General features: G+C 42.2%; 23 protein-coding genes. 13 read left to right on the top strand and 10 right to left on the bottom strand.

What is annotated here, in order from left to right; translation table 11 throughout:
* Window positions 1-15 precede the first annotated feature (15 nt).
* From BM043_RS04740 to BM043_RS04725, 4 genes are all read left to right on the top strand, one after another.
* Window positions 16-1,878: a tetratricopeptide repeat-containing sensor histidine kinase gene (locus BM043_RS04740; protein WP_177188421.1), complete on the top strand. Its 1,863-nt coding sequence runs from the start codon at window positions 16-18 to the stop codon at window positions 1,876-1,878.
* 11 nt (window positions 1,879-1,889) lie between these two features.
* Window positions 1,890-2,540, top strand: coding sequence for a response regulator (locus BM043_RS04735; RefSeq protein ID WP_092789325.1), 651 nt, complete (start codon window positions 1,890-1,892; stop codon window positions 2,538-2,540).
* Window positions 2,541-2,621: 81 nt separating this feature from the next.
* The gene (parS, locus tag BM043_RS04730; RefSeq protein ID WP_092789323.1) at window positions 2,622-3,122 is read left to right on the top strand and encodes a type II RES/Xre toxin-antitoxin system antitoxin; all 501 of its coding nucleotides are present in this window, start codon (window positions 2,622-2,624) and stop codon (window positions 3,120-3,122) included.
* Window positions 3,122-3,583 carry an RES family NAD+ phosphorylase gene (locus BM043_RS04725; RefSeq protein WP_092789320.1) on the top strand — a complete coding sequence of 154 codons (462 nt, stop codon included), beginning with the start codon at window positions 3,122-3,124 and terminating at the stop codon, window positions 3,581-3,583. The genes parS and BM043_RS04725 overlap by 1 nt, the downstream gene beginning before the upstream one ends.
* 51 nt (window positions 3,584-3,634) lie before the next feature.
* Here BM043_RS04725 and BM043_RS04720 read toward each other — a convergent pair whose 3' ends face one another.
* Window positions 3,635-5,014 (bottom strand): methyltransferase RsmF C-terminal domain-like protein, encoded by a 1,380-nt coding sequence (locus tag BM043_RS04720; protein WP_092789318.1) that lies wholly within the window; start codon window positions 5,012-5,014, stop codon window positions 3,635-3,637.
* A gap of 96 nt (window positions 5,015-5,110) precedes the next feature.
* On the opposite strand from BM043_RS04720, the gene BM043_RS04715 reads away from it, so the two are divergent.
* The 4 genes from BM043_RS04715 to BM043_RS04700 all read left to right on the top strand — a co-directional run bounded on the left by BM043_RS04715 (window position 5,111) and on the right by BM043_RS04700 (window position 9,054).
* Window positions 5,111-5,470, top strand: coding sequence for a DUF1304 domain-containing protein (locus BM043_RS04715; RefSeq protein WP_092789317.1), 360 nt, complete (start codon window positions 5,111-5,113; stop codon window positions 5,468-5,470).
* 12 nt (window positions 5,471-5,482) lie between these two features.
* On the top strand, window positions 5,483-6,325 hold the full coding sequence (locus BM043_RS04710; protein WP_092789315.1) for a fumarylacetoacetate hydrolase family protein: 843 nt from the start codon (window positions 5,483-5,485) through the stop codon (window positions 6,323-6,325).
* Window positions 6,326-6,769 (top strand): secondary thiamine-phosphate synthase enzyme YjbQ, encoded by a 444-nt coding sequence (locus BM043_RS04705; protein WP_245752939.1) that lies wholly within the window; start codon window positions 6,326-6,328, stop codon window positions 6,767-6,769.
* 74 nt (window positions 6,770-6,843) lie between these two features.
* Window positions 6,844-9,054 (top strand): DUF5916 domain-containing protein, encoded by a 2,211-nt coding sequence (locus BM043_RS04700; RefSeq protein WP_092789312.1) that lies wholly within the window; start codon window positions 6,844-6,846, stop codon window positions 9,052-9,054.
* Window positions 9,055-9,066: 12 nt separating this feature from the next.
* On the opposite strand, the gene BM043_RS04695 is transcribed toward BM043_RS04700, so the two are convergent.
* Window positions 9,067-9,792: a TlpA family protein disulfide reductase gene (locus BM043_RS04695; protein WP_092789309.1), complete on the bottom strand. Its 726-nt coding sequence runs from the start codon at window positions 9,790-9,792 to the stop codon at window positions 9,067-9,069.
* 448 nt (window positions 9,793-10,240) lie between these two features.
* Between BM043_RS04695 and BM043_RS04685 the strand changes: the two genes are divergently transcribed.
* Window positions 10,241-10,471: a hypothetical protein gene (locus BM043_RS04685; RefSeq protein WP_092789305.1), complete on the top strand. Its 231-nt coding sequence runs from the start codon at window positions 10,241-10,243 to the stop codon at window positions 10,469-10,471.
* 188 nt (window positions 10,472-10,659) lie between these two features.
* Here BM043_RS04685 and BM043_RS04680 read toward each other — a convergent pair whose 3' ends face one another.
* On the bottom strand, window positions 10,660-13,083 hold the full coding sequence (locus BM043_RS04680; protein ID WP_092789303.1) for an alpha-L-rhamnosidase-related protein: 2,424 nt from the start codon (window positions 13,081-13,083) through the stop codon (window positions 10,660-10,662).
* 78 nt (window positions 13,084-13,161) lie between these two features.
* Window positions 13,162-14,094, bottom strand: a complete 933-nt coding sequence (locus tag BM043_RS04675; RefSeq protein ID WP_092789301.1) for a polysaccharide deacetylase family protein — start codon at window positions 14,092-14,094, stop codon at window positions 13,162-13,164.
* 95 nt (window positions 14,095-14,189) lie between these two features.
* Here BM043_RS04675 and BM043_RS04670 point away from each other — a divergent pair, with 95 nt between their 5' ends.
* Window positions 14,190-15,620: a DASH family cryptochrome gene (locus BM043_RS04670; protein WP_092789299.1), complete on the top strand. Its 1,431-nt coding sequence runs from the start codon at window positions 14,190-14,192 to the stop codon at window positions 15,618-15,620.
* Between the two features lie 20 nt (window positions 15,621-15,640).
* Here the strand turns inward: BM043_RS04670 and BM043_RS04665 are convergent, their stop codons facing one another.
* From BM043_RS04665 to BM043_RS04645, 5 genes are read right to left on the bottom strand one after another with little or no spacing between them, the layout of a single operon-like run.
* Complete coding sequence (locus BM043_RS04665; RefSeq protein ID WP_143189471.1) at window positions 15,641-15,928, bottom strand: hypothetical protein; 288 nt, start codon at window positions 15,926-15,928, stop codon at window positions 15,641-15,643.
* Window positions 15,909-16,175, bottom strand: a complete 267-nt coding sequence (locus tag BM043_RS04660; RefSeq protein WP_092789295.1) for a hypothetical protein — start codon at window positions 16,173-16,175, stop codon at window positions 15,909-15,911. Before BM043_RS04660 ends, BM043_RS04665 begins: the two co-directional genes overlap by 20 nt.
* Before the next feature lie 4 nt (window positions 16,176-16,179).
* Window positions 16,180-17,412, bottom strand: coding sequence for a serine hydrolase (locus tag BM043_RS04655; protein ID WP_092789293.1), 1,233 nt, complete (start codon window positions 17,410-17,412; stop codon window positions 16,180-16,182).
* A complete protein-coding gene (locus tag BM043_RS04650; RefSeq protein WP_143189470.1) occupies window positions 17,409-18,473 on the bottom strand; it encodes an aminotransferase class I/II-fold pyridoxal phosphate-dependent enzyme in 1,065 nt (354 codons plus the stop codon). The genes BM043_RS04655 and BM043_RS04650 overlap by 4 nt, the downstream gene beginning before the upstream one ends.
* A 6-nt stretch (window positions 18,474-18,479) precedes the next feature.
* Window positions 18,480-18,902, bottom strand: a complete 423-nt coding sequence (locus BM043_RS04645) for a VOC family protein (protein ID WP_092789289.1) — start codon at window positions 18,900-18,902, stop codon at window positions 18,480-18,482.
* Window positions 18,903-19,010: 108 nt separating this feature from the next.
* Between BM043_RS04645 and BM043_RS04640 the strand changes: the two genes are divergently transcribed.
* From BM043_RS04640 to BM043_RS04630, 3 genes are read left to right on the top strand one after another with little or no spacing between them, the layout of a single operon-like run.
* A complete protein-coding gene (locus BM043_RS04640; RefSeq protein WP_092789287.1) occupies window positions 19,011-19,922 on the top strand; it encodes a patatin-like phospholipase family protein in 912 nt (303 codons plus the stop codon).
* Window positions 19,903-20,517, top strand: coding sequence for a class I SAM-dependent methyltransferase (locus BM043_RS04635; RefSeq protein ID WP_092789285.1), 615 nt, complete (start codon window positions 19,903-19,905; stop codon window positions 20,515-20,517). Before BM043_RS04640 ends, BM043_RS04635 begins: the two co-directional genes overlap by 20 nt.
* Before the next feature lie 27 nt (window positions 20,518-20,544).
* Complete coding sequence (locus tag BM043_RS04630; RefSeq protein ID WP_092789283.1) at window positions 20,545-21,147, top strand: trimeric intracellular cation channel family protein; 603 nt, start codon at window positions 20,545-20,547, stop codon at window positions 21,145-21,147.
* A 488-nt stretch (window positions 21,148-21,635) separates the two neighbouring features.
* On the opposite strand, the gene BM043_RS04625 is transcribed toward BM043_RS04630, so the two are convergent.
* Entirely contained in the window at window positions 21,636-22,784 is a 1,149-nt protein-coding gene (locus BM043_RS04625) for a DUF4221 family protein (protein WP_092789281.1), read from the bottom strand.
* Window positions 22,785-22,796: the final 12 nt, after the last annotated feature.

Genomic DNA, 22,796 nt, shown 5'->3' with positions numbered 1-22,796 from the left:
TGGTTGATCAAACCTATGAGAAGCTATTTCTTAACCCTTGCCATTTATTTTCTTTCCTTGTTTTTTGGCTTTTCTCAGGACTTGATTCAGGAGCTGGGAAGGATGTATTCCAATTTGGACTCGGGCCAATTTTACTTGGAAGAAGCCAAGCAAAAGTTAAACACCCCAACGGATTCAGGGATTTATTATTTTTATGTAGCGGAGTATCAAAACCTAACAAATAACACTCAGGAATCAAGACGCTTATTTCTGGAAGCTCTCCCAAGCTATACAGAGGAAATCCCCTCTCTTCAGTCCATTACTTATATCCGACTGACCCGGATGGATCAATTTAGCGGACTTTTTGATCAGGCTCTTGATTTTGCGCAGCAAGGATTCGACTTTGCCCAATCCATCGCCGATACAGGTTATATGGCCTATCATCTGGCCGATATTTCGGTGATTCATCACGACATGGAAAACTATGCACTCGGTGTGGAATATGGTAAACGGGCCTTGGAAATTTTAAAAGCCAGCCAAGACCCTAATCCCTTTTATCAATCGATATCATTGAATTCGATAGGGATCAATTTTGATGATTGGGGCAAGCCCGATAGTGCTCTTAAGTACCATTTTCAAGTATTGGACTTGATGGATGAGCTGGATAGTTCACGGGTATTTTTTGTTTGGAACAATATCGGAAATACACTGCTCAAGCAGAAAAAGTATCAAGAAGCTGAAAAGTGGATCCAAATAGCCAAAGGGTTAAACTTTAAAGATAGACCAAATTCCTATGGTCTAGCAACTAATTATACCAATCTGGCTACCATTGCTTACAATCAGAATCAGTGGGAAAGAGCCAGAATAATGTTGGATAGCGCGAAGTATTTTGTTGAAAAAAGCGAGTCCGTAGAAAAAGAACGGGACTATCTCTATGAGGAGTATCGCTTTCGCAAAGCCAAGGGAGAACTCAGCTCGGCCATAGATTATTTGGAGCAGTATGCTGCGCTTAAAGATACGATCTTCAAAGAGGAACGCATCAAAACCATAGGCGAACTTGAGGCAATTTACGAAGTGGAGCAAAAAGAACGACAGCTGGCAGAGTCGCGAGCGAGGTTGGCCGAAAATGAATTGCTTGTCGAGAGTCGAAACAATCAAGTCCTACTTCTGATTTTATTCCTTTTAATTTCTTTGGGCTTGGGATTTTTCATTTTTTATCGACAAAAGAACAAAACCCGCCATCTTGAGCAAGAGGCCAAATTACAAGCGATTTTTGCGGAGCAACAAACCCAACATCGGCTGCAAGAGCAACGAAGTAGGATTTCTTCCGATCTACATGACAATATCGGGGCGCAGCTAACCTTTATCGTTTCTACCCTGAGAAACCTGAAGTACACCGATCTTTCTAAAGAAAAAATCGCTGAGAAGTTGGATCAAATATCTGATTTCACCGTGGATACGGTCAATGAACTACGGGATACGATTTGGGCCATGAACAAAGAGACGATTGATATGGAGGATTTGCAGACTCGCTTGTATGGATTAATCGAAAAAGCCAATAAAGCCTGTCCTGATACTAGCTTTGATCTAGAGATAGATCCTAAAATCGAACTAGAAGGACTTTCTCTAAATTCCATGGAAGGAATCAATTACTATAGAATTATTCAGGAAGCAGTTAATAATGCGATCAAACATTCGGCCGCCAAAGAAATTAAAATTCTGATCACGAGTGAAGGCAAAAGGCTATTGGTAATAATCAAAGATAATGGCAAGGGGATGTCGGGGGAAAAATCTCTAGGTAATGGAATAAGCAATATGAAAGTACGGGCAGAGCGAATCGGGAGGGATTTGCGCGTTTTGACCTCGCCCGATCAGGGAACAGAAATTAGTATCATATAAACCGGAACTTCATGCCCATCAAAATCGCGATCGCTGAGGATAATTCTTTTTTGTTGAAAGCCATTGTGGATAAGTTGGCTATCTATCCGGATTTTGAGGTGAAGTTTCACGCGCCTAATGGTCAGGAGTTTTTGGAAAAGCTCAAAGCTGATCCCAATATTCACCTTATTTTGATGGATATCGAAATGCCCAAAATGAATGGAATTGATACGGTTGCGGAAGTCAGTAAAAAGTATCCTCAGATCAAAATGATCATGCTGACTGTCTTCGATCATGATGAGCTTATTTTCAAGGCGATTCAAGCCGGAGCAAATGGGTATTTTCTCAAGGAAGTAAGTCCTCCGGATTTGTATCAGGGAATATTGGATACGTTGGACGGTGGCGCTGCAATGACGCCCTCTATCGCTCTTAAAGCACTCAAGCTTTTACGGAACCCTCCCAACTTTGAAAAGCCAAGAGAAGAAATAAAACTAACAAAAAGGGAAGTGGAAATTTTGGAACAAACGGCAAAAGGGCTCACCTATCAGCAGATTGGTGAAAATCTATTCATATCTCCCAAAACGGTCCGCAAGCACACCGAAAATATTTACCAAAAACTGCAAGTCCATAACAAACTTGAGGCGGTGCAAAAAGCCGTCAAAAACAGGATAATCGAGGGATAAGTGGGGTAAATACGAAAAAAGATGTATTTTTTGTGATTATCCTGGAAAAATGTCGTAAATTTAATGACAAATGTCTGAAAGATGAGCGATTTAGATACCCAAAGATTTGATGAGGTAGCCGAAGAGATGTCAATTTATTTGAAGAGTCTTCCCGGCTACACAAGGTATCCAAAATTGCGAGGGATTCCTTTACGTCAGTTTTTTTCGGATCGTATGTTGGTGGTGGATGTGATACGTCAGGGGATTCCTACGTCACTTTTTATGTCCATCAAGGATTTGACTCCATTCTCGGATCAGGAGTGGTCGGACTTTTTGGATATTTCTCTGAAGTCACTTCAGCGCTACAAAAAGGAATCGGATTATGTTTTTCGATCGATTCATTCTGAAAAGATCATCGAGCTGATGGAGGTGACGCTGGTGGGTTTGGAGGTGTTTGACTCAGGTGAGGATTTCGCTGTATGGCTCAATTCAAAGAGTCATGCGCTCGGCAGTCGACGTCCGATTGAGCTGCTACGGGATTCTTATGGCAAAGAGCTAGTGCTCAGTGAGCTGCATCGGATCGATCAGGGAGTATTTGTCTGATGCGGGTTTTTCGACTGATTCGGAGAAAATATGGGATAGAATTATCTGGAAAAGGCGCGGCTCTTTCCGGTAACCGATGGAATTCCAAAGGAACCGAGTTAATCTATTGTGCGGATAGCCGGGCCTTGGCTATGGCGGAAGTCGCCGTGCACCTTTCCTTAACTATTTTACCTAAAGATTATGTGATGGTAGAGATTGATATTCCGGATCATATCTCTGTAGCCTCAGTATCTACTGACGTATTGCCGATTGAATGGAGCAGCTTTCCTCACCTTTTGGATACACAACAGATTGGCGATGATTTTGTATCGGAGCGAAAAAATTGTGTTTTGAAAGTCCCATCGGCAGTGGTTCCGGGAGATTTTAATTTTCTGATTAATCCTTATCATCCGGATTTTATGGCTATCCGGATTGTAGGCCAAAAAGATTTCCCTTTTGATTCACGGATTTTTGGAAGATAATTTTCGATAGCTTTTGTCCTAGGCGTTTTGAAAAAACTAATTTTCCCCTGATTATAAATTTCGAATCCTCCACTCTTTAGGATAATAGTTGTTAGTTCGGTTTCCCAGATTTTTGATCCAACCCAACGGCAGGGATTGATAGCAAACTAAAACCCAACCTTTAGGCAAATCAATGAATTGAATGTCAGATTTTCGTAAAAAGTCTAATGCTTGATTTTTGCTCAATTCAATTGTTTCAAATTTATTTTTTGGTAAAATCGACAAGGCCCAAGCTGGGCTGGGAATCCAATCAATTCCTTGTTTTTTGCCAATTTCTACCCCGAAATACTTGAGGCTTAGATGTTGGGATAACTTATCCACATGATTTTTCCAATCCTGATTAATCCGAAAATAACTTTCATTCAACTGAAAATATGTGCCATTTCCCGAAAAACCCAGTTCTAAATCGATTTGCTCGCATTCTTTGGGACCGATTTCTTTCAAATAATGATGTTTGAAATCCTTTACTTTTTTAGGCTCGAGGCTTAATGCATCTTGTGGACGTTTCAGCACTGTAATAAAGAACCCCTCTCCCTCAACCAGATGGGGAAAAAACCGGTACCCGAAAAACTCACCTGACTCCGTTTCCACTTTACTTTCGATGATTTTCCAGTTGGGATCGAGGGGAACGCGGACAGGTTCATAAGAAAACTCTTCTGTCAGAAATCGAATCATTTCTTCGTTTTCCAGTTCATTGAAGGTGCAGGTACTGTAAATCAAATAGCCTCCTGCCTTGACCAAAGCCCCACTTCGGTCCAGAATTCGTTTTTGCCGGGATGCACAGAGTTGGACATGGTCCGGAGACCATTCCACTCTAGCCTGTGGATCCTTGCGAAACATCCCCTCTCCTGAGCAAGGCGCATCGATCAAAACCAGTTCAAACATTCCTTCTAAATGAGCAAAATGTTCTGGGTCATTGTTGCTGACCAAAACATTTCCCAATCCCCATTTGATGATATTTTCTCTTAGAATCTGGGCTCGGTTTTGGATGACTTCATTGGCTACCAAAAACCCTTCTTCGCCCAAGTAGGAACTCAGTAGGGTGGATTTTCCGCCAGGAGCTGCCGCGAGGTCCAGAAAAAGCCCTTTTATTACCTTTAGACTTTTCAAGATGTGCTCAATAAACATTGATGAGGCCTCTTGAACATAATATCCGCCCGCATGGAAGCTGGGGTCTAGCGTAAATGAAGGTCGGCTTTCCAAAAAATATCCGTTTTCGGACCAAGGAATTGGCTCTGTTTTTTCAAAGTTGGGAATCTCTTTCCAAGGATTTAAACGAATAGATGTTCTGGCTTCCTTTTCAATCGCTTTTTCAAACTCCTCATAAACCACCTCGCCAAGTAGACCTTTCATTTGGTTTTGAAATGCTTTTGGAAGTTTAAAGGAGTTCATTGGAATTGGATTTGGGCAAATATAAAGAAGGTGGTTCGTTTTAGAGGGATTGTGCAGAGGAGAGTTCTGCCAAAAAATTCCTAATTTGAAAAGTAAATGACGGCTCTTATTTATTTTCTTGTTGGCATTGTTGCCTTTCAGCACCTGCTCTTTTTTTGGATGGAAGCCATGGTGTGGGAAAGTTTCGGAAGAAAGGTATTCGGTGGGACAAGAGAGTTTTTCAAATCCACTAAATCTCTTGCTGCCAATCAAGGTCTATATAATGGTTTTTTGGCTGGGGGATTGATCTGGTCTTTTTTTGTCCAACCTGATTTTGCTTGGCAAATTCAGGTATTCTTTCTCTTTTGTGTTTGGGTTGCCGGGATCTTTGGAGCCTTTACTGTCAGTAAAAAAATCTTCTGGGTACAGGGACTTCCAGCCATGATTACCTTAATTTTAATTATGATAAATCGATAAACCTATCATATTATGTTATTGTATAAAATAGAAAATAAACCTCTTCTTGACATTAACGGAGACTTTTACCTGGGTCCTGATGCGGATTGGGATCAACTCTTGGGTCGGGATCGACTGAAGGATCTGCTTTATTCCGAAGCGCAAAACTGGGAACAACTAACTCAGACAGATGCAGAATCTTTGATCAAGGAGGGAATTCAGGCACCGATGGGAAATCAGGAAGTTTGGGCTGCTGGAGTTACCTATTACAGAAGTAGGACTGCAAGAATGGAAGAGTCTCAAGATGCAGGGGGTGCAGATTTTTATGATAAAGTTTATGATGCCGATCGACCGGAGTTGTTTTTCAAAGCTACGGCAAGTAGAGTATCCAATCCCGGAGGAAAAGTGAATATCCGGAAGGATTCTACTTGGGATGTACCGGAGCCGGAATTGACCCTTTTGATTTCCCCGTCTGGAAAAGTTCAGGGCTTTACCATCGGAAATGATATGAGCAGTCGTAGCATAGAAGGGGAAAACCCACTCTATCTTCCACAAGCTAAAATGTATTTGGGTTCGGCGGCTTTGGGCCCTTGTATTTTAATTCAGAATGAAATACCAGAAAACACCCCTATTTTTCTCCGGATTTCCAGAAAAGGAAATCCAGTCGTTTCCGAAAAAACAGATTTGACACAATTAAAACGAAAACCACAGGAATTGGCAGATTGGCTCTTTCGGGCAAATTCTTTTCCCCTAGGATGTTTTTTGATGACCGGAACGGGGATCGTCCCCGATGATTTTACGCTGGAGCCCGATGATCTTATTCAAATCGAAATAGCCGGAATTGGCGTTTTGGAAAATTCGGTGGGAAAAATCTAAATGATCATTTCCATGAATGTAATGGTTCAAAAGAATCTAAAATTAAAGCCTTACGCTTCAGGTTACCATTTGGTTACGGATCAGATTTTGGAAGCCATTCCTGAAATCAGCCAAATTCAAACCGGGTTTTTGCAGGTTTTTATTCAACACACTTCAGCGGCCTTGACGATCAATGAAAATGCAGATCCAACAGTAAGGAGCGACTTCCAAACCTTTGTAAATGAATTGATTCCCGAGACTTATCCACGCTTTATCCACACTTATGAGGGATCGGATGATATGCCTGCGCATATTAAAGCAAGTTTTTTTGATTCCAGCTTACAAATCCCCATTACTAGTGGAAAACTCAACCTTGGAATATGGCAAGGAATTTACCTCTGCGAGTTTCGGATGAGAGCATCGGCTAGACGCTTGGTTCTAACGGCCTTTGGAATTGGTAAATAAAAAATAGTGACCACTTATAAAAATATCCCTGCCTAAGAATAGTACAAGAATACTTTTGTACGATCAACTAAGCTATGGGATACCTTTCACGTCTTTTATTTGCCTTTGCGTTAGTTTTCTGCGCATTTAATACGATTGTCATTTCTCAGGAATTGAACGCTTTTGCGTTCAAAGTAGATGAACCTATTTTTCTGGACGGGATACTTGACGAAGAAATTTGGGGACCTGATGGCTGGAATGAAAATTTCACCCAGTATTTCCCTTATGATACCTCGGCAGCTGCAGCACAAAGCCGGGTAAAAATCGCATTTGACGATGATAACCTGTATATCGCTGCCATCATGGAAAATACAGGTCCAAGAAAATATGTTTCCACTTCTCTTCGGAGAGATTATCGTGGGGAGCAAAATGACGGAATTAGCTTTGTTTTCGATACATTCAATGACAAAACCAATGCTTTTCAGTTTGGCATTAACCCATACGGCGTACAGCGAGAGGCTCTTCTGGCCAATGGAGGAGCCCGCTCTGAGGATTTAAATCTGGCTTGGGATAACAAGTGGTATGCGAGAGCTTCAGTTCACGAGAATCATTGGCAAGTGGAGGCGATTATTCCTTTATCTACCATCCGATTCAAAGACGGAGCACAAAATTGGAATGTAAATTTTTACCGAATAGACAGTCACCTCGGAGAACGAAGCAGCTGGACTCCGATTCCCAGAAATTTTCCCATTATTTCTACTGCTTTCAGTAGACCATTAATTTTCGAAGAACCACTTAAAAAAAATTCTGCAAATATTTCGTTGATCCCTTTTATCGCGGGACGAACGGCTCAGAATTTTCTGGACGGGACTTCTGAGTCCTTTACCCCGGCGGTTGGAGGTGATGCCAAGGTGGGGATCGGTCCGGCATTGAATCTAGACCTGACTTTCAATCCGGATTTTTCTCAAGTGGAAGTCGATCAGCAGGTGACTAATTTGGATCGATTTGAGATTTTCTTTCCCGAGCGAAGACAGTTTTTCCTAGAGAATGGAGATCTCTTTGCCAGTTTTGGTCACCCTTTAGCTAGACCATTTTTCTCCAGAAGAATCGGAGTAGATCGGGACAGTGCTACGGGTCAAAATGTGCAAAATAAGATCATTTATGGAGCACGATTATCAGGAAAAGTCACTGACGACTGGCGAGTGGGTTTGATGAATATGCAAACGGCTACGGATGAAGACCGAGGGATCTCTGGAAAAAATTTCAGCGTATTGGCCGTACAGAAGAAGGTCTTCTCGAGATCAAATGTCGGGTTCATTTTTGTAGATCGTGAATCTTTGGCTTTAGACGAATACCAAAGTCTATTCAATCCCAACGAATTCAATCGGATGTTGGGTATGGAATACAACCTTGCTTCTGAGGACAATCGATGGACAGGAAAGGCACTATATCACCGGACATTTGAAAGTGCTGAAAAAGAGGATCCGAGGACATTAAACGCCTACATTTTGTATAGTGATCTACACTGGAGTTGGAGTGCGAGCTATCTGGATATTGGAGCAGGTTACAATCCCGAGGTAGGTTTTGTTCCTCGAGTAGATTACAAGCGGTTCAATCCTGATTTGAGCTATCGTTTCTTTCCCAAATCAAAATTTATTAACAGTCACGGTCCTCAGATCGAATACGAATTGAGATGGAACGAAACCTTAGGAAACACTGACAGGGACATTGGTATAGAATACGAGGTACGTTTTCAGTCCTTGGCGCAATTTTCTGTCGGCTATACGAGTAGCTATGTGTACTTATTTGATGATTTTGATCCGACCCGTACAGGAGGAGAGCCTCTCTTGGCAGGGACGGATTATACGGTTAGTCGATTTACATTCAATTATCGGAGTAATCCCCGGCAAGCCTTCAACTTTGGAATAAGGGGTGAGGCCGGTGAATATTTTACAGGTGATATTGCCACCATTCGAAGCGACCTGGCTTGGAGAATCGGCTATACGGCCAATATTGGGATGAACTTTAGTTACAACCGTATCCGTCTGCCAGAGCCTCAAAATTCTGCTGATCTTTTATTGGTAGGCCCTCGGATTGATTTGACCTTTACCAAGTCGCTATTCTGGACGACTTTCATTCAATACAATAATCAGATCGAAAACATCAATGTCAATACCCGCCTTCAGTGGCGATTTGCGCCGGTTTCGGATTTCTTCCTGGTTTACACGGACAATTATTTCCCCGATACCTTCAATTCCAAACAGCGTTCCCTGGTGCTAAAGCTGAATTATTGGTTGAATATTTAATGTCAACCTAAATTACCCTTCTAATTCCCTCCCCAATTTCCTTCTTAATTTTCCTTTGCTGTAGCCATTCCAGATGCTTTGGACTTCTCCCTCGGGATTGATGAGGACGAAAGAGGGGAAAATTTCGATTTCGAAAAGTTTGGTGGCAAAGCTGTTTCTATCCCATAGACTGGTCCAATTCATCCGGGATTTGTGTTCTTTTTGGATTTCCAGCCAGGTTCTTCGAGTTCGGTCGTTCCAAATCGTCACAAATTCCACTTGATTGCTCAGTTCTGCTTGTAATTCGATTAATTCTGGAAGGGCCTTGACACATCCCGCACATCCGGTAAAGGAAAAATCCAACAACACATATTTTCCTTTCTGATTGCTTAGTGAAAAATCCGAACCCGCTTTGCTTTCCAAGGTAAAGTTCGGTGCCAATTCACCAATTTTTGCTCGAGCTAAGGTATTCAAACTGAGATAGGTTTTGACCTCGTCGACTTCCCAAGATTCTTCAAACTCATTGGAGATTTCAGAAAGTAAATCCATCAATTCCTCATCGCTAAAAATTTGCTTAAAGGAATTTAGCATTCGAATGCCCACCAGTTTGTCCAGATTTTTGGTAATCAGTTGCTTCTTAATTTCACTTTCAGCTGTCGTGATTTCTGATTGGAGAGCGGTGAAAGGATGCTCGGGACTAAGTTTCCAAGTTTCAGGATCATTTACTTTTCCTGTCAGCGTATATTCCCCTTGTTCCATCCAAAATGTTTTGCTCGAGTGAATTTTCCCTTTGCTGAAATATAATATATGGATAGGGTTTTGGGACCAGGAAGTGTGTCCGAATTCACAAAATCATACCTTTCGCCAAAAAGGTCAAAAACCTCTTCTCCATGCTGAATTCGTAAAAACTGATTCCCTAGAAACTCAGCCTCGAATTTGCCTTTTAGCTGAGTTTGTGAAAATGAAGAATATGAAATAGCTAAAGAAAGAAGAAAGACCAAAGCAATTCGTATAACAAAGGATTTTTTAGTATTTACTGAATTTTAAGGGTTAAGGTTTTGATTAAAAGTGTTGTATCAAGAAAGCTGCGAATTTCATTTGAAAAGTATCTCTCACTTTCACCGCTGATCATGGACAAGAAAAACCAATTTTAGGAAATTTCGGTTTTTGTGAAAATTAATCTAATTTTAGAAAAAAGGGTTTTCAAATGGATTTAAAAATCACCATAGAGACAAATAAAAAGGAACTGGTTGAGAAAATTCTCGATTTGTTGAAAGGTGAATCTGCAACCATCAAACTCGAGACTGCTCAACAGAATGAGTCAAAAAACATTGGTGATCTTCTTGATCAACTGTCCAAAAATCACCCCATAAAGTCGATTAAAGATCCTGTTTCTTGGCAGCAGGAAATTAGAGAAGAAAGAGCACTTCCGTTTTAGATGATTTTACTGGACAGCAATATTATTATTTATTCCTTGTCTCCAAGATTCCAACAAGTGAGAGAATTTTTAAAGGGGAAATCAGTTTTTTGTTCTGTAATAAGTAAGACCGAAGTGTTGGGTTATTCCAAACTATCTCAGAACGAATTAAACGGATTTGTAAAGCTTTTCGATGCTTTGCCCATTGATCATTGTTTTCCTTCCACCCGCACTTTTGCTCCCGTCATCAAAATCCTTCTAAAACCGTTTTGAGTATCCGAACTCACCTCTTTACCTAAGACTTTGACTTGTTGATAACTCTCCGGAATTTCGATCGAGAGCCCCCATTTCTTTTGGCTTTGCTCGACTTCGAGAATCAATTGATCTTCGGATTTTTGATAGGTAATTGAAACTTCATTTTCCCCGATTTGTACTTTTTGGATCGAGGCACTCTCCCATTCGCTGGGCATTTGAGGACGAATGTGGATAACTTTATTTCCCGCATCGGGCTGAATGCCGAAAAACTGCGTCACGATCGGTACGGCATAACTGTATAGATTCCAAGCTTGGGTAAACATCCCATAATCTGGAGAAACCTCATAAATCGATCCCGGAAGCGCAAAACCGAAACTTCGGGTCATTCGCTGCAAATAGTTCAAGGCTCCATCCGGATTTCCATACTTGCTTTCTCCAATGGCAGATACCCCGGTGGGCAAAGTCATGACCGCACCTGTGTAGGAGAAAACTTGGCTGCCAGTAAAGGAGCCTTCTTCTAATTCCGCACTTTCATCCCGATCAATTCCCGTCACAAAGGTGCCAAATGGGTTAGTGTACTTCTTGGCAGTTTCTAATGCAATGTTAGCTTTATCCACATCGGCAACCCCTACTTCCATCGGGGTATTGACCACCCAATTATGATAGAGCACAAAGCCTTGTTTTTGGTCTTTGGGCAAAGTGGATAACTTGGCTTTTGTAGCTTCTAATTCAGCTACGGCCCAGGGTTTATCCAAGGTGTCGGCTCGAATAATCGCCCCATCGATCAAGTGAAGAGCTTCCTCGGCTGTTCCGATAAAGTCAGCATAACTTCCAAACTCTTCCACCCAAAAATCACTGTTGATCTTTTCTTTGAGCGTTTCGGAAGTCTGTTGATAACTTTCCGAAAGCTGCGTTTTTCCCAGAATTTCAGCCATTTTTGCCGCATCAGCAAAAGCTTTGTAACTATAGGCAGCTACATCGATCATTTCGGATTCCAAACCGTGGATTTCCATCATGCCATAGCCATCGGCAAGCAAATTTCCGTCTTCATCGTTTTCTTCCAGGAGCCATTTCAGACCTTTTTCCACAGAAGGAAAATACTTTTCCAAAAACTCCCGATCGCCTGTCCAGCGGTAGACTTCCCATACCGTCGAAACCCACTGAGGGGTTTCATTGATATTTCCTGGATTGAAAACGACCCCATTTGTGGAGGCCTCGTGGATAATCCGGCCGTTGCCATTGGTTTTTTCGGAGAGATTGTGAATCAATTCCATCGTGCTGTACACCAAATCTTTTCTCCCCGTTGCGATCAAACCTTGAATGGTGTATTCGCTATCAACCCCGAAAAACCAGGGATAATCGGGCATTCCCGCTCCAAATCCACGTCCCATCCCGGGCACTTCTCTGACCAACCAATCGGTATTGTATTTGGTCCATTCGTAGGCTTTTTGGAGTTGCTTGTCCGGAATGTCGATTTGAGCGGCTTCAAAAATGGTTTGGTATCTGTTTTTTTTCTCATACCAGTCATTGGAAAGGTTTTCCCGTAAATCAGCCAAGGTCTCCATAGCTTTTAACTCGCTTTCAGTTGACCCAGCGATAAAAACAGGAACCACCAATTCGGATTGTGCTGGAATTTGAATATTGACTGCGAATGCGGCAGCTCCTCCTTTTCCTTTAGCTTCAAAGTCACAAACGGATTCGCGTGGATTGATCGGAATTCCTGCCTCCGTTCCCCAAACTGCAAACCACTCATTTCTCTGATCTTTCGCGGTAAATGTACCGGTCAGTTCATTAAATGAAATTTGATCTTCCTTATCGTTCATTCCATTTTCTTCCCCTAGCCAAACGGGTCTTAAATCCACCTGAGCATTCCAAGAAAAGTCAAAATTAGATTCAGATGCTCCAATATTTTCAAAGCGGTATAAAACGACCATTCCTTCCCGCCCGTCGGGTACAAAATGAAGACGATCTACTGTTAGCCCTTTGGCTACTTCTCCATAGTGGACCACGTTGCTATATGGGTAATTGGTAAATTTTTGAGCATTTTCAAGGCATTGGGCTTGTCCATTAATGGATAATTGGGCAGAAAAACCATCCATCAATTTAATTGGATGCAACCAAATTCCGCCCATTTCTCCTTCGACATGCCAGCCTAAATCCGGAAAAGTCCCATCCTGATGCCCAACTAAATACATTCGATCTCCGGCAGCCGCAAAAGGGGAGTTGAGGTATTCGGTTTTCCCCTCAAGTCCTTCCTGATTTTCAAGGTCTTGGAAAATTTGAGAAAGTGAATCCGGTTGACTTTGGCAACTCCAGCACAATGCTAAGAGTTGAAAAGCAAGAAGTTGTTTAGTGACTTGTATTAATTTATTAAGCATTTTTCAAAGGTTTTGCACTCTCACAGTGCAGTTTTTATCATTTTTTGCACTCTCACAGTGCAAATCCAGCTCTAACTTTTATAACACCTTCCCGATCTCCCGCCAGGTAATCAGTTTAATGTTATTTTCCTCAATTAGTTTTTTGGCTTTTTCACTGGTAAAAAAATCATAATCCTGCTGTCTCCATGGGGCATGAAAGGAATCGTGACCTGCTGTCACGGCATTCATTTCTTGGTCATCAAAGGCCAAGTGGATCAATATCACGTGAACCCCGGCAGGCAGATTTTTTAACGCTCTGGTGTAGAATTTATCCATTCCTTTTTCATAAGCTTCCTCATCTGCCATGATGATTTGATCGATGATGGGGAGTTTATCCACATTTATTCCCGCGAATAGATCGGGATTGGGCTGAATCAGTCCTTGATACAATTCCCGATTGATCATCGCCGGAATCTTATTTTCCAAGGCGAGCTTGACATAGACGCGGAGGTATTCCGGCCTTCCAAAAAACATACAGCCCATATGCGAATCCAAATGCGTGATATCGATTCCCATAGCTTTGGCGGTCTGGATTTGGGATCGAACCTCCATTTCTACATCTTCGGGGCTAGCATGTTCGCTAACTTCCGCGCAAGAAGGGTACATATGCCCGATCGAATTGGCCAAGCCTGCTACTTTTTCCCTTCCCGCCTCCGGTCCCCAATTGTAATGCAGCCATTCGTTAGTCAAGGTGATGTGAATTCCGATATCCGGGTTTTCGATTTCCTTGGCCATTTGGGCGACTTCCGCAGACCATGGTGCCGGCACCATCGTACTCGTGGAAGTTACCAGGCCATTTTTAATCGCATCAAAGGAGGCTTGATTTTGAGAATGAGAAACGCCCACATCATCTCCATGAATGATCAAAAGCTTGGCATCGGCTGGGTAGCCTAACTTTTCCTGTAAAGTTTGCCCATTCACAGAAAAGGGGATGATTAGCAGTAAAAACAAAAAGAACGATACGTTTTTCATGATGAGTTGGATTTGAATTCAAATTAAAGAATTTCTCCGAATATGAATTTTTAAATTATCCTAAACACTATTCTTCAACAGCCTGTTTTAAAACTGTGAAATATAATAGAATACTCGTATGGTTTCGAAACGATCTGCGTCTTTTGGATAATGAGACGCTGTTTAAGGCATCAGAAATGGGTGCTGAGATCATACCTGTTTATTGCTTTGATCCCAGACATTTTGAAAAGACCAAATTGGGCTTACCAAAGACAGGGGCATTTCGTGCAAAATTTCTCCTTCAGTCTATTGAAGATCTGAGGTCTCAACTACGAATAAAAGAAGCGGATTTGCTTTTGCTTCGAGGGAAGCCGGAGGAAGAAATAGTGACGTTGGCAGAGCGACTGAATGCGGACGCGATCTTTTTTTCGAGAGAAGTTACTTCTGAGGAAAGATCAGTCGATCGATCCTTGGAAAAAGGCGCTTGGTCAAAGGGAATCGCTACCGAGAGTTTCTGGCAGAGCACTTTGTATCATATTGATGATTTGCCCTTTCCGATCAATCAGACGCCTGAGATTTTTACTCAGTTTCGGAAGAATATCGAAAAACTTTCTTCGGTCAGAGCGAGTTATCCACAACCAGAGCGGTTGAAATTTCCCCGAAACTTAATCCCCATCAGTGGGGAGGTTCCGGAGTTACAAACATATGGATTGGAGGAGCCTGAGTTCGTGCGTGAAAAGGTGATGGAGTTTGATGGTGGAGAGCGCGCCGGGCTTAGGCGAATCCAGTCCTATTTTTGGGAAGGGGATCACTTAAAAGAGTACAAGGAAACCCGAAATGGCTTGATCGGAGCTGATTACAGTTCCAAGTTTTCCCCTTGGTTAGCCTTAGGATGTATTTCGCCTCGCATCATTTATGAGGAGGTGAAACGCTATGAAAAAGAACGGAAAAAAAATCAAAGTACCTATTGGCTAATATTCGAGTTGATTTGGAGGGATTACTTTCGATTTATCTGCAAAAAGCACGGGGATCGAGTTTTCCACATCGAAGGTATCAAAAATACAAAGGACTCCTGGAGAAGGGATAGTGCAGATTTTCAGCGCTGGTGTGAGGGGCAGACAGGAGTTCCTTTTGTGGATGCCAATATGCGTGAGTTGAACTTGACTGGATTTATGTCGAATCGAGGCAGGCAAAACGTGGCGAGTTTTTTGGTCAATGATTTGGGTATTGACTGGACTTGGGGCGCGAGTTATTTCGAGAGTCAATTGATCGATTACGATGTCTGCTCCAATTGGGGGAATTGGATGTATGTGGGCGGCGTGGGAAATGATCCTCGGGAAAACCGCTATTTCAATATCCTTCGGCAAGCCAAAAATTACGATAAAAACGGAGACTACGTTCGGCTTTGGGTTTCTGAATTGGCGAAGATACAAGGCTTTGAAATTCAACATCCTTGGGACTTATCCACAGCAAAGATGAAGCAAGCCGAAATTCAAATGGTAAACACTTATCCACAGCCGATGGTTGATTTTGAAGGAGTTTTATAGGCTAGAGTTCTGTGGATAAGTTAGTTTTTGGACTCAAATTTTTCTCGCATCTTTGTTCTAAAATTGGGGTTGTATTTCCAAAATGCGAAATACAAAACCAAACCCCATGTAATCATACTAAATACCAGATTAATGTAGGTTCGGTAATCCGTTAAATAGGCCCAATCAAATCCTTGATTGATTCCGATATAACCGTGAATAAGCATTCCTACCACAGTGGCCAAAATGATAAACCAAGCCTGCACTTTTAGAAAAAGCCCAAGTTCTGTAAATCGACTTGAAAAGAGTTTAGAAGTGGGCTGATTCATTTTTTTCTGCTTGTTTTTGATCATTTCCATGGAAGGCTTGGACTAAAACTTCCCAGATAATGAACTGTATGATTGTCCAAAAAAACCAATGAAAAAGCATGGATATATAGGTGGTTGATTCTTTAAGAAAGCCCCACTCAAATCGGAGCTCGGGATAGACATAACCTTCTTGGAAAACGACCAGAGGAATGGCAAATCCTAAACCCCATGCCCAATTCTTTTTGAAGTAGGTTGTAAATTTTTTCATACGTTTAATAGTCAAACTTCAATCCTTCAAAATCCGGTAGCAACACTTTTTTGCGCTCCAATTCCATTTGATAAAGATATTCACCCAATTCGGTAAAGAAAGGCAATCCGATTTCTTCCGTTTCGTAGGTGTCATCATTGAGGGTTTGATTTCGGTTGGTATAGATGGTCGCTGATACAAAAAACTCGACCCCATTTTCATAATCCACAAAATAACTTCCGTCGATCAAATGCCCATAAGCCCATCCGGTTTTGTTGAAAATCCGGAATTGGTCCGGAATAGGTTTTTTATCTGTTCCGAATTTGAAAAACTTAGAGTAGCTATCGTAATAGTCTGGCCCCTCATACTTGGGGTAATCTGATTCAGCAGGAAGCATACTCATGTATTTTAAAATAAAGGCTCGATGCTCATCATTGATGTTAAACCGTTCTGCTTCCAAAAAAGCCTGTGGAAAAACAATACGCTGTACGACACCATGCAAATCGGAAAGCGAAAATTTATTTTTATAAGTAAACTCCATTCCCGTCTCAATCAAGGAATCCCCGGCATAGTAAGCCCTTCCAGTAACTGGACGTTCAGGATTAGAATAGACGGTTTCGGTTTTTCGCTCGGGAATTTCAAGCAAAATTTTTCCTGACTTATCCACAAAACGAATGGGATTGAAAAAGCGGTTTTCAATCTCATTTGCCGGATAGCTCAGGCGGTGATTGATGATGGTGTGGTTTAATCCTTTTTCTGCCAATTTTTGATTGATATAGTCTTGACCTAGAAGCTCGTAGAGTCGATTATAGGCATCATTATCCGAAACTAAGAGGATCTTTTTAATGTAGTGACCAATACTTGGAAAAGAGTCGGGGGAGGACTTATCCACATAGGCGGGGAGCTGCGAAGGGCGAACCGAATCGGTCAACATCGGGGTATTTAGGGTCAAGTTATCCACATTCTGCTCCTCCAACCATTCCAACGCCAAAATAGCGATGGGAAGCTTCACGGTGGAAGCCGGATAGAAATACCGGTCATCGTCTAAGTTGAACGAAAACGTTTCCATTAACGGATTCATGTGTTCATTCCGGTCGATTCGAGTGAAAAGGATCTGAACCTGATAAGTATCCGCACTGTCCAATACATTTTTCAATGTTGGATAATTATCCAAGCCGCTTTCAAAAGGTACAGGTTCTTTAGTTTCGCAGGCAAAAATCAACGATGAAAATAGAATCAGGATGGATAACTGTCTCATGATTGCTTGGCTAAATCTTGTAAAATATCAATCAAGTATTCAATATCGCTTTTTTCATGATAGGCCGAAAGAATAAGCCGGTTTATCCGGGGACTTTGTGCGGTGGGATAGGGAAAACTGGAGCAAATAATTCCCGAACTTTCCAATTGCTCCACCCATTCATCGGGCTGAAAACGAAAAACAGGATAATCTGATCTTCCTGTAATTTGGGCTAAGTTTCGGATTCCTTCTTCAAACAACAGACAGTTTTTTTCCAACAGGTGCTGCATTTCCTCGTAGCGGTGCTGCATTTCCAAAAAGGTCTGCAGATGGGCTGGTGAACCTGGAGAGGCTCCACCGAAGAGCGGGGTACTTTTTATCTTTAGAATTTGTTCTTCATTACTCAATATAATTCCTGCAGGCAAGCCCAAGGCTTTTCCCAAGGAACCGGTGACTACCAAATTAATTCTGCCATCTTCCGATTGGGAGTAGGTTCCAAAAATCTCCTTACCGAGTACCCCAAAAGCATGGGAATCATCGATTAGCAGGCGAACATCATGTTTCTGAGCGATATCTTTAACCCAATGATAATCATGAATGTGGATATTCAGAGGATCTACTGCATTGCCAATGAGGAGGATTTTTTGGGGAGAAAGCTTTTCTGCTCGCTGCTGACAGTCTTTTTTCCATTGGACAAAATCCAATTGTTTGCCCGCTGAATAACCGTCAGGGATAATAGCAGTATGTGCATCTGGAGCGATCCAGATTTGATCTTTGTTTTGAATTAGGCTTTTCCAAGCTGCTATGCCAGCCAAATATCCTGAACTCAGCACTGCCGCAGAAGGAGCCCCGGCATTAAAAGCAAAGAACTCCTCAAATTCATCGAATATTTCCAGCCGGATATTGTTGTTTCGACTTTGTCCAAAATTGGCTCCCCACTCAAATACATTATTGGCCAAAACGTCCAAGAAATCCACATCCTGGGCAATTCCCAAATAGGAAGTGCCACTGAAATAGAGGTATTCTTTTCCTGCTATTTCGATCATGCGCCCGATTCCGGTATTTAGATAGTGATTTTTCAACAAGGATTACTTTGCAAAAATCTGGGATTCATCCTGAAATGATTTAAACTCCAAAGCGTTGCCGCAGGGATCCAAAAAGAACATGGTGGCTTGTTCGCCCACTTCACCTTTAAATCGAATGTAAGGCTCGATGACAAATTCAATCCCATGGGCTTTCAATTTATCCGCGAGTTCATGCCACTCATCCCATGGAAGGATAGCGCCAAAGTGGCGAACAGGTACATTTTTTCCATCCACAGCATTGGTTTTGGCCTGGGCCAATTCTTCCGGCTTGATATGGGCAGAAAGCTGGTGCCCAAAAAAATTAAAATCAATCCACTTGTCCGTACTTCGACCAATGTCACAGCCCAAAAGGTCGCCGTAAAATTTGCGGGTTTCTTCGATATCCCGAATAGGGAAAGCTAGATGGAAGGGTTTAAATTGACTCATATTGTTTACTTTCGTTGATAGATTTTGATTATCCTTATTCCTTTGCCTGCAAGATTAAACTTACAGAGGAATTCAGGAGGCAAGTACTCATTTTTCTACCCTAAAGATATGGCAAAAAAGCAGAAAGTTTCATTGGTTTTGAGCAGTGGTGGAGCAAGAGGCTTGGCGCATGTGGGAGTGATTGAGGAATTGGAAGAGCGGGGCTATCAAATCGGCCAAATTGCCGGCTGCTCGGCAGGCGCACTCGTAGGCGGAATGTATGCGGCAGGTAAATTGGTCGAATTTAAAAACTGGATTTGTCATCTCGATCGGATCGATGTGTTTTCGTTGATGGATTTTACTTTTTCGAGTCGGGGATTTATCAAGGGGGAAAAAGTCTATTCTGCACTTAAGAAAGTGGTGCCTGATTGTCAGATTGAGGACTTGTCCATCCCATTTTCCTGCAATGCAGTAGATGTGCTTTCGGGCGAAGAATTTGTTTTTGACAAGGGGAGCTTATATCAAGCCATCCGGGCTTCGGGAAGTATTCCTTCTGTGTTTTTGCCCGCACATTTTGGTGAGAAAACGCTGGTTGACGGGGGTGTTTTAAATCCCATTCCGATTTCTTTGATTCAGCATCAACCGGATGATTTGTTGGTTGTGGTGGATGTCAATGGTCTGGATTCTGAATTTATTGCACCCCCAAAAAAAGACGCCAAAGGCAATCGATTTATGAAAAGTCTTCCAGCCTGGATGATTGACTACAAAAACAAGATGAGTCAATATTTTCCTGATGAAAAACCGGTGGAAAAAGACATCAGCTATTCGACACTGAATCTGGTCAAACGATCGTTTGACCTGCTTCAGGATCGTTTTTGTGAATTGCTGTTGGAGAAATACCCGGTGGATGTGCAGATCAAAGTGGCTCGCAAGCAAGCGGGTACCTTGGAGTTTTATCGAGCCGCGGAGATGATCGAAATTGGGAGAATTAAAGCTCGAAAGGCATTGGATAAACTGGAAAATGGAAATCACTGGACTTAATCGACTACTGGGAAATGTGGACATCTACCTTCTGGATCAGCTCCTAAAAGGTCGATTTACCAAAGAGATGAAAATCCTTGATGCAGGCTGTGGTGAGGGCAGAAATACCGTTTATTTTGTCAATCAGGGTTATTCTATTTTTGGGATTGATCCGAATGAACTGGCGATTCAGTACTGTCGCTATCAAGCTAAAAGCCTAAATCCTGATTTTGATGTTCATCGGTTTCAAGTGGGTCGATTAGAGGAGATTCCTTTTCACGATGGCGCTTTTGATGCCGTCATCTGTTCTGCTGTGCTTCATTTTGCGGAGAATGTGGATAACTTCTGGCAGATGATCCGAGAAATTCATCGGGTATTGAAGCCCGGAGGGATTTTTTGGTTTCGGATGTGCACGGGATTTGGTGGGATTTTGGAAAAATCCCAGCCGCTTGGTGGAGGGAAATACCTTTTGCCTGACGATTCGGAGCGATTTGTATTGATGCCTGCCGATGTGGATAAGTTGGAAAGGCTGGGATTCCGCTTTTTGGAAAACCCCAAAACGGTATTGGTTTTGGAGCAGCGTGAAATGGGGGTTTTTCTTATGGAGAAAGCCTAATCAAATTTAATTGTAATAAATTAAATTATGACCTTACAATACGCTTTAGAACTCATCGGAACTTTTGTTTTTGCCATCTCCGGAGCATTGGCGGTACGAGAGCGGGAGCATGATTTATTTGGGGCAGGATTTACGGGTTTTATCACGGCGATTGGTGGAGGTACCCTTCGGGATGTATTGTTGGATGCGCATCCCTTAGTCTGGATTGGGGATATTTATTTTCTGTATGCGATTTTGTTGGGGATTTTGGCGGCTTTTATTTTCCCGAATTTTTTGAGTCGATTGCGAAAGACGTTTTTTCTATTCGATACCTTGGGGATCGGATTTTTTACGGTTTTGGGGGTGGAAAAGGCCTTGAGTCTGGGAGTCAGGCCGGAGATTGCGGCGATTATGGGGATGTTTACTGCTGTGATGGGAGGAGTGATTCGGGATACGCTGACCAATGAAATTCCGATTTTGTTTCGGAAGGAGATTTATGCGTCTGCCTGTTTGGCAGGAGCCATACTGTATTTGGTTCTAAATTATTTTGGATTGTCAAGGGAGTGGAATATGCTGCTGTCGATTTCCACGGTGATTTCGATTCGCCTGATTGCGATGAAGTATAAGTTGAGCCTGCCGCGATTGGATTGAGGATTTTAGCGCGCAGCGGCGCAAAGTCGAATTGAAAAATTCTCCCTCAAAGGATTTTCTCCCGCGAAGTAGCAAAAGATGCAAAAGGAATTTTTGTAGAAGATAAATTCCGGTTTTCCCTAGCAAGAAGAAATGGATTTCCTGAATCATCAGCGATAATCAGTCCTTTTTTCTGCGCAGATCAGCGGGGAAAAGAGATCACTTTACCTCTCGGCTTTAGACAAAACAGCTTAGTCGCCATGGTGGTTCAAGAGATTTTCCTGCAGATTTACGCAGATGAACAGCGCACATATTCGCATTTTTTTGCCACAACAAGGATTGGATTTATCAAATCATAGTCAATCCTCGGATTTTTCATCGCATATCCGTGGGAAAAGAGATCAAATCACAGCGCTCCTGTTCTGAATTGTTCTGGACATTGATGGGTTACATTCAGAGCACACTTCTAGGGCTTAACCTTTGCGTCGTTGCGTCTTTGCGGGATGAATTTATTCGGAGATATTAGGCTTCACCCGTACAAAAGCCACTTCATCATCAATATTCAGAAAATGCCAAAGCCTACCGTCTAGGTAAAAAACCGGATCGGCATTTTTGAACTTTTCCGGTAAAGCTGCTTCCCCCAACTGATTTAATTCCTGATCAAAAGCGGACAGGACATTCTTGTAAATAATCGTGTCCCCTGCTGTCATGCGGTCCATTTCCTTATGATATCTCCAAAACTTGTCCTGATCGGGAGCTTGGACCAGCATCCCAAAATTGACCTCTTTATTTTTTTCTTTGATAGCGGCAGACCATTCCTCATTGGAATTGACCTGTATGGGGAAATTTCCTTTCTTACTATTTGATGTCAGTTGAGAGGTATAGGTATGGGATACTAAGCTATCTTGGGCCAAATCCCATTGCCAAAGTTCGTTTTTGGCACTGGTCATGATTAGAATTTTATCATTTACCACCCGGATACGGTTTTGTTCTGGAAATTTAGCTGCGCCTCTTCCGTCCATTGAAAAACTGATGTCATAAGCGGAGGTAAACTGTAAGAAACCTGATGGCAAAAGCTTCAGGGATTTTTCGATCACGTTGAATTGGGCGATACCGGAGTTTTTGCTATCGAAGCCCTGAGTTCCAAAGAAACCATAGAAGGTTTTTCCATCTTTAGTATCCAAGCTGGAAACATCGATTTCCTCCCCTTCTGGCAGATTAGCCCCTTCCCATTCGATTTCCCCCAATTGGTAGGTGGCGATTTTTTCCCCTGATTGGGCGACATGATGGATTCCGTTGAAATCATAGAAAACGACACTTTCATCCGGAAGTACCTGGACGCGCATGATAAATCCGCCACCGATGCCATTGGGTCCCTCTTTTTCGTATTGACGGACTTCTTTTAGTTTCAGGTTTTCCAAGTCGATGATTTCCATGACCATTTCCTGATTGTTGAAATTGTAAAGGAGTTTACGGCTTTTATCCACATCAGACATACTGAGGCCAAATTGAACAAAGAAGAAATGATCCCCAGCATCGACCATGACGGTATCCAGTTCATAGGAGATTTCAAGATTTCCAGAATCTGAAGATTTTTCAGATTCTCCCGCACAGGAAAATAACAGGGCAGCGGAAAGTAATAGGAATAAGTTTTTCATGGGAAAGTGGAT

Origin of the sequence: Algoriphagus hitonicola (genome assembly GCF_900113375.1) — a bacterium.
Classification (GTDB): Bacteria; Bacteroidota; Bacteroidia; order Cytophagales; family Cyclobacteriaceae; genus Algoriphagus; species Algoriphagus hitonicola.
Note: the sequence above shows the minus strand (reverse complement) of the source record. Positions and strands in the feature narration are given on the sequence as shown.